6 protein-coding genes are annotated in these 6,404 nt (G+C 63.6%); 4 read left to right on the top strand and 2 right to left on the bottom strand.

Going from position 1 to position 6,404, the window contains the following annotated elements; translation table 11 throughout:
* Positions 1-182 precede the first annotated feature (182 nt).
* Together HX801_RS20405 and HX801_RS20400 are read right to left on the bottom strand one after the other, a co-directional pair.
* Positions 183-668, bottom strand: a complete 486-nt coding sequence (locus HX801_RS20405) for a GFA family protein (RefSeq protein WP_087694984.1) — start codon at positions 666-668, stop codon at positions 183-185.
* Between the two features lie 34 nt (positions 669-702).
* The gene (locus HX801_RS20400) at positions 703-1,614 is read right to left on the bottom strand and encodes a LysR family transcriptional regulator (protein ID WP_003215044.1); all 912 of its coding nucleotides are present in this window, start codon (positions 1,612-1,614) and stop codon (positions 703-705) included.
* Between the two features lie 203 nt (positions 1,615-1,817).
* Between HX801_RS20400 and HX801_RS20395 the strand changes: the two genes are divergently transcribed.
* The 4 genes from HX801_RS20395 to HX801_RS20380 are packed head-to-tail and all read left to right on the top strand — an operon-like array spanning position 1,818 to position 6,397.
* Complete coding sequence (locus tag HX801_RS20395) at positions 1,818-2,636, top strand: MaoC family dehydratase N-terminal domain-containing protein (protein ID WP_177022620.1); 819 nt, start codon at positions 1,818-1,820, stop codon at positions 2,634-2,636.
* 31 nt (positions 2,637-2,667) lie between these two features.
* On the top strand, positions 2,668-3,831 hold the full coding sequence (locus HX801_RS20390; protein WP_177022619.1) for an acyl-CoA dehydrogenase family protein: 1,164 nt from the start codon (positions 2,668-2,670) through the stop codon (positions 3,829-3,831).
* Positions 3,832-3,841: 10 nt separating this feature from the next.
* Positions 3,842-5,191 (top strand): MmgE/PrpD family protein, encoded by a 1,350-nt coding sequence (locus HX801_RS20385; RefSeq protein ID WP_177022618.1) that lies wholly within the window; start codon positions 3,842-3,844, stop codon positions 5,189-5,191.
* A 9-nt stretch (positions 5,192-5,200) separates the two neighbouring features.
* Positions 5,201-6,397: a CaiB/BaiF CoA-transferase family protein gene (locus HX801_RS20380; protein ID WP_087694990.1), complete on the top strand. Its 1,197-nt coding sequence runs from the start codon at positions 5,201-5,203 to the stop codon at positions 6,395-6,397.
* Positions 6,398-6,404 lie beyond the last annotated feature (7 nt).

The following is a 6,404-nucleotide window of genomic DNA, read 5'->3' as shown; positions in this document are numbered from 1 at the left end:
GGCCAGGGATGGCCCATGACGGCGGCCCACGGTCCAAAGCCGGAGTGAGGGCACACCGAGCCTAGGCGAGGTGCCGAGTGGTGGGGCAAGAGCGTTTTGCTTACTTTTGCGCTTTTCAAAAGTGAGCCGCTGTAAGAGCGGAACCATAGGCGGCCTTTACCTAAATAACGGATATACACCCATCAGCCGAGCCCCAACCGCTCATGCCACTCGGCAATCGACTCCTCTGGATACTCCTCAAACTCCAGGTCCCCCGCGCGAACACTCACCTCAACCCACGGCGCCTTCGACCCCAGCATCAAATGCGTATGCTCCGGCGGCACCGGCAACGGCGTATCAATCGCCGAAGCAAACGGATGAATCAACTCCGGCCACTGCGGACTGAACAACCACAACCCCGACCCACACTGCGAACAAAAATGCCGCTCAGCCGTACTCGCATGCGCCCGGCTATCCCCCGGCTCTTTCATCCGCGCGTGATAAATCGAAATCAACTTGCGCCCCCGCACCTTGAGGCTCCTGGCATCCCCCCCAAGGTTGATCGCATACCCGCCACCCCCCTGGGTCTTGCGACAAATCGAGCAATAACACCGCTGATAAGGGTAGGGATGCGCACTCTCAAGACTGAACGAAACCGCGCCGCAATGGCAGGAACCTTCAAGCTGCATGACCAGATCTCCTTCGCAAAAGGGCAACGTTAGCTTAGGCGCCCGGCAGCCGGGGCGGTTCCATCTCGGGCATCAAGGTCGCGATCAACGCCCGAATCGTCCCCGGCAACGCCTCCAGTTCCCGCACCAGAATACTGCGCTCGCGCACTGCCCAAACTTCATCCAGCTTCACCGTCACCAGTTGCATGGTCCGGCTGTGCCGCACGGCGGCCGACTCGGGAATGATGCCGATCCCCACGCCCGCCTCAACCATCCGGCAGATCGCCTCGAAGCTCGACATTTGAATGCGCAACGACAAGTGCTTGCCCAGCCGCTCCACATGTTCACGCAGGAAACTCAGCAACGTGCTGCCGTCATGCAAGCCGATATGTTGATAAGCCAGGGTTTGCTCCAGCGTCACCGAAGGCAGGCCCGCCAGTGGATGCCCCTCCGGTACCGTCAGCACCAGGTGGTCGGTGCTGAAGTGCAGCACCTGCAAACCCGACGCTTCCACAGGCCCGGCGATGATGCCCATGTCGCTGGTGCCATCCAGCACGCCCCGCACGATATCCCGCGACAGCCGCTCCTGCAGGTCCACCGTCACGCCGGGGCGCTGGGACAGGAAGCCGGCCAGCACCTCCGGGAGAAATTCGGTCACGGCGGTGGTGTTGGCAAAAATGCGGATATGCCCGGCCGAGTCGATGCCGTATTGGGTGAACTCGCTTTTCAGGTAATCTACCTGGCGCATGATCAGCCGCGCATGGTGCAGCAGCCGTTCGCCCGCCGGGGTGATCTCCACGCCACGGCTGTCGCGGTACAACAGGCGGGTGTCGAGTTGGCCCTCCAGGGCCTTGATCCGCGCACTGGCGGCGGCCGGCGAAAGGAACGCGCGCTTGGCGCCCTGGGTCAGGCTGGGGGATTCGGCGATATGGATAAACAGGCGTAAGTCAGCCAGATCAAAGTGCATGCAAGGCTCCGGGGCAGCGACGAAGAACCCATGTGGGAGCAGGCAAGCCAGCTCCCACATTTATCATCCGGGTTCTTGAGATCTTTATTATGGGCGATGGCGTTCAGCATAGCCGAACGCTGCTTTATTGAAATGCAAATTCTCAGAACGGCCAGGGCCCAGCATGATCCGGTTCAGATTCCCTGCCCGAGGACATGCACCTGATGAGCGCCACAGACTGGATCGGCCGTAGCGAAACAGCCCACGACCACTTGAGCCACAACCTGCTCAAACGCATCGCCGCCACCTTTGGCGAAGCGGCACCGGCAGATGGCGAGCCGGTTCCGCCCTTGTGGCAATGGTGCTTCTTCCAGGACCCGCTGCCCGAGTCCGCCCTGGGCGGTGACGGTCATCCGGCCCGCGGCGGCTTCCTGCCGCCGGCCGATAATCGCAACCGCATGTGGGCCGGCGGGCGCATCGAGTTCTTCCATGCATTGCGTGCCGGTGAGGCCGCCACCCGCGTTTCGACCATCACCCGGGTGGAAGAAAAAACCGGTCGCACCGGCTCGTTGTTGTTCGTCACCGTGCGCCACGACTATTCCCAGGACGGCCGCCTGGCCCTGCGCGAAGAACAGGACATCGTCTACCGCGAACCCACGCCGCCCAAGCAGGGCAGTGGTGACGTGCTCCCCGAAGGCGCCTGGCGTGAAGCGGTCGACCCGACGCCAACCCTGTTGTTCCGCTACAGCGCCGTGACCTTCAACGGCCACCGCATTCACTACGACTACCCCTATGTCACCGGCACCGAAGGTTATTCGGGGCTGGTGGTGCACGGTCCGCTGATCGCCACCTTGAGCCTGCGCGCATTTTGCCGCGCCAACCCCGCGGCCACGTTGCGCCGTTTCTCGTATCGCGGCGTGCGTCCGTTGATTGCCCCGCAAGCCTTTGAAGTGGGCGGGCACGTCACCGCGCCGGGCGTCGCGGAACTGTGGGCGGGCAACGCCGACGGCCTGGCCCAGCGCGCCGAACTGCATTTCGAATAAACCTCCAAGAACAACAGGCGGAGAGCCGTTAATGAACCCGAATGACAACGAAGAACTGAATGCCATCCGCGAAGGCGTGCGCGCACTCTGCGCCGAATTCGACGCTGCCTACTGGCGCAAGGTCGATGAAGAAAAGGGTTTCCCGGAAGCCTTCGTCAAAGCCTTGACCGACGCCGGCTGGCTGTCGGCAATGATCCCCGAAGAATACGGTGGCTCCGGCCTGGGGCTGGCGGAAGCCTCGGTGATTCTGGAAGAAGTGAACCGCTGCGGCGGCAACTCCGGCACCGTCCACGGCCAGATGTACAACATGTTCACCTTGCTGCGTCACGGCAGCGAAGCACAGAAACGCTTCTACCTGCCCAAGCTCGCCAGCGGCGAATTGCGCCTGCAGTCGATGGCCGTGACCGAGCCCACCACCGGCACCGACACCAGCAAAATCAAGACCACCGCAGTCAAGCGCGGCGACAAGTACGTGATCAATGGCCAGAAAGTCTGGATCTCGCGGGTGCAGCATTCCGACCTGATGATCCTGCTGGCCCGCACCACGCCGTTGGCCGAGGTGAAGAAAAAATCCGAAGGCATGTCGATCTTCCTGGTGGACTTGCGGGAAGCCATCGGCAACGGCCTGACCGTGCAGCCCATCGCCAACATGGTCAACCACGAGACCAACGAACTGTTCTTCGACAACCTGGAGTTGCCGCTGGACAGCCTGATTGGCGAGGAGGGCAAGGGCTTTCGCTACATCCTCGACGGCCTCAACGCCGAACGCACCCTGATTGCCGCCGAGTGCATCGGCGATGGCCGCTGGTTTATCGAGAAAGCCAGCGCCTATGCCCGCGACCGCGTGGTATTTGGCCGGCCCATCGGGCAGAACCAGGGCGTGCAGTTCCCGATTGCCGAAGCCCATATCGAGATCGAAGCGGCCGACTTGATGCGCTGGCGTGCCTGTGAGGAATACGACAGCGGCGCCAATGCCGGGGCCAGCGCGAACATGGCCAAGTACCTCGCGGCCAAGGCTTCCTGGGAGGCGGCCAACGCCTGCCTGCAAACCCACGGCGGCTTCGGGTTTGCCTGCGAATACGACGTGGAGCGCAAGTTCCGCGAGACCCGCCTGTACCAGGTTGCGCCGATCTCCACCAACCTGATCCTGTCCTACGTGGCCGAGCATCTGCTCGAACTGCCACGCAGCTTCTGAGGGCCCGACCATGAGCCATACCCAAGCGCTGTGTCGGTTCCTCGCCGAGTTGAATTACGCACAATTGCCGGACGCCGTACTCGCCCGCACCGAAGACCTGTTCCTCGACTGGCTCGCCTCGGCGCTGGCCAGCAAGGGCGCGCATCCGATCCCGCTGTTCGAACGTTATGCCCGCAGGATGGGCCCGGCTGATGGCCCGGCGCAGATCATCGTCAACGGCGACAGCAGCAGTGCCTATTTCGCCGCGCTGGTGAATGGCGCGTCGTCGCACCTGGTGGAGCAGGATGACCTGCACAACAGCTCGGTATTGCACCCGGCGACCGTGGTGTTTCCGGCGGCATTGGCGGCGGCGCAAGACCTCGGCAAGTCCGGTCGCGAACTGCTGCTGGCCTCGGTGGCCGGTTACGAAGCCGGGATTCGCATCGGTGAGTTCATGGGCCGTTCCCACTACCGGATCTTCCACACCACGGCCACCGTCGGCACCCTCGCGGCGGCGGTGGCCGTGGGCAAATTGCTCGACTTCAACCAAGAGCAATTCATCAACCTGCTGGGCAGTGCCGGCACTCAGGCGGCCGGGCTGTGGGAGTTCCTGCGGGATGCCGCCGACTCCAAGCAACTGCACACTGCCAAGGCCGCTGCCGATGGTTTGCTGGCGGCGTATCTGACGGCGGACGGGCTGACCGGTGCGCGCAATATTCTGGAAGGTGATCAGGGGATGGCGGCGGGCATGTCCACCGACGCCGACCCAGGCAAATTGTCCGATCGCCTCGGCAGTCGCTGGGCGCTGCTGGAAACGTCGTTCAAGTTCCATGCTTCATGCCGGCATACCCATCCGGCCGCCGATGCGCTGCTGGATCTGATGCAGCGCGAAGGGCTGGGCCATGAGCAGATCGCCCATGTGGAAACCCGCGTTCACCAGGGCGCCATCGACGTGTTGGGCCGGGTGACGCTGCCGCAGACCGTGCACCAGGCCAAGTTCTCCATGGGCACCGTGCTGGGGTTGATTGCCGTGCATGGCAAGGCCGGGCTGACCGAGTTTCACGAGCTGGCGCTGAGCGACGGGGACGTGGCGGCGATTCGCGACAAGGTCTCCATGACCCTCGACACCGAAGTCGACGGTGCCTATCCGCAGCGCTGGCTGGGCCGGGTGATCGTGACCACCGCCGATGGTCGCACCCTGCACGGCGCCATCGACGAACCCAAGGGCGACCCGGGCAACACCCTGAACCGCTCGGAGCTGGCCGACAAGTTCCAGCGCCTGACCCAATTCAGCGGTGCCCGCACACCCGCGCAAACCACCGGGCTGATCGAAAAAGTCTGGGACCTGCGCAACGCCGCGTCCCTGGCTCACTGGCTTTAAGGAACTGTCATGACCGCTAATCAACGACCGCTGGACGGCATCACCGTTGTCAGCCTGGAACACGCGATTGCCGCACCGTTCTGCACCCGCCAGTTGGCCGACCTGGGCGCGCGGGTGATCAAGATCGAACGTCCCGGGGCGGGCGACTTTGCCCGGGGCTATGACGAGCGCGTGCGCGGCCTGGCCTCGCATTTCGTGTGGACCAACCGCTCCAAGGAAAGCCTGACCCTGGACCTCAAGCACGACGATGCCGGGGACATCCTGGAAACCCTGCTGGCCGATGCCGATGTGCTGGTGCAGAACCTCGCACCGGGCGCGGCTGCGCGCATGGGTTTGTCATTCGAGGCGCTGCATGAGCGCTTCCCGCGGCTGATCGTCTGCGACATCTCCGGCTATGGCGAGGGTGGCCCGTATGAAAAGAAAAAGGCCTACGACCTGCTGATCCAGAGCGAAGGCGGCTTTCTCTCGGTCACCGGTGGCCCGGGTGAAGACCAGATGGCCAAGGCCGGCTGCTCCATCGCCGATATCTCCGCCGGGATGTACGCCTACAGCGGCATCCTCTCGGCGCTGCTGCTGCGGGGCAAGACCGGGCAGGGCAGTCGCATCGACGTCAGCATGCTGGAAAGCCTGGTGGAGTGGATGGGCTACCCGATGTATTACGCGTTCGACGGCGCGCCCCAGCCACCGCGCGCGGGTGCGGCGCATTCGACGATCTACCCCTACGGGCCGTTTCCCACCGGCGACGGCGGCACGGTGATGCTCGGGTTGCAGAATGAGCGGGAATGGGCGGCGTTCTGCGACAAGGTGCTGCTCACCCCGGAATTGGCCACCGACGAGCGTTTCTCGGCCAACTTCAAGCGTTCGGAAAACCGCGACGTGCTGCGCCAGATCATCGTCGACCGTTTTGCGCAGATGAGCGCCGAAGGCGTGATCCAGCGCCTGGAAGACGCGCAAATCGCCAGTGCACGAGTCAACGACATGCAAGGCGTGTGGGACCACCCGCAGCTCAAGGCCCGGGACAGTTGGCGTGAAGTCGACAGCCCGGCGGGCAAGTTGCCGTCGTTGCTGCCACCGGCACGCAATGCCGCGTTCACCCCGCGGATGGATGCGGTGCCGGGACTGGGGCAGCACAGCCAGGGGATTCTCGACCAGCTGGGTTACTCCGCTGAAGCCATCGACGGACTGCGTATCCGCGGCGTTATCTGACAAGGAA

It is taken from the genome of Pseudomonas sp. G1002, from assembly GCF_013385455.1.
Lineage (GTDB): Bacteria > Pseudomonadota > Gammaproteobacteria > Pseudomonadales > Pseudomonadaceae > Aquipseudomonas.
The sequence above is the reverse complement of the archived record's forward strand: the minus strand, read 5'-3'. Positions and strand labels throughout refer to the sequence as shown.

Coding starts and splice junctions, on each gene's coding strand:
- HX801_RS20405 (WP_087694984.1), bottom strand. CDS start 668: ATGCAGCTTGAAGGTTCCTGCCATTGCGGCGCGGTTTCGTTCAGTCTT.
- HX801_RS20400 (WP_003215044.1), bottom strand. CDS start 1,614: ATGCACTTTGATCTGGCTGACTTACGCCTGTTTATCCATATCGCCGAA.
- HX801_RS20395 (WP_177022620.1), top strand. CDS start 1,818: ATGAGCGCCACAGACTGGATCGGCCGTAGCGAAACAGCCCACGACCAC.
- HX801_RS20390 (WP_177022619.1), top strand. CDS start 2,668: ATGAACCCGAATGACAACGAAGAACTGAATGCCATCCGCGAAGGCGTG.
- HX801_RS20385 (WP_177022618.1), top strand. CDS start 3,842: ATGAGCCATACCCAAGCGCTGTGTCGGTTCCTCGCCGAGTTGAATTAC.
- HX801_RS20380 (WP_087694990.1), top strand. CDS start 5,201: ATGACCGCTAATCAACGACCGCTGGACGGCATCACCGTTGTCAGCCTG.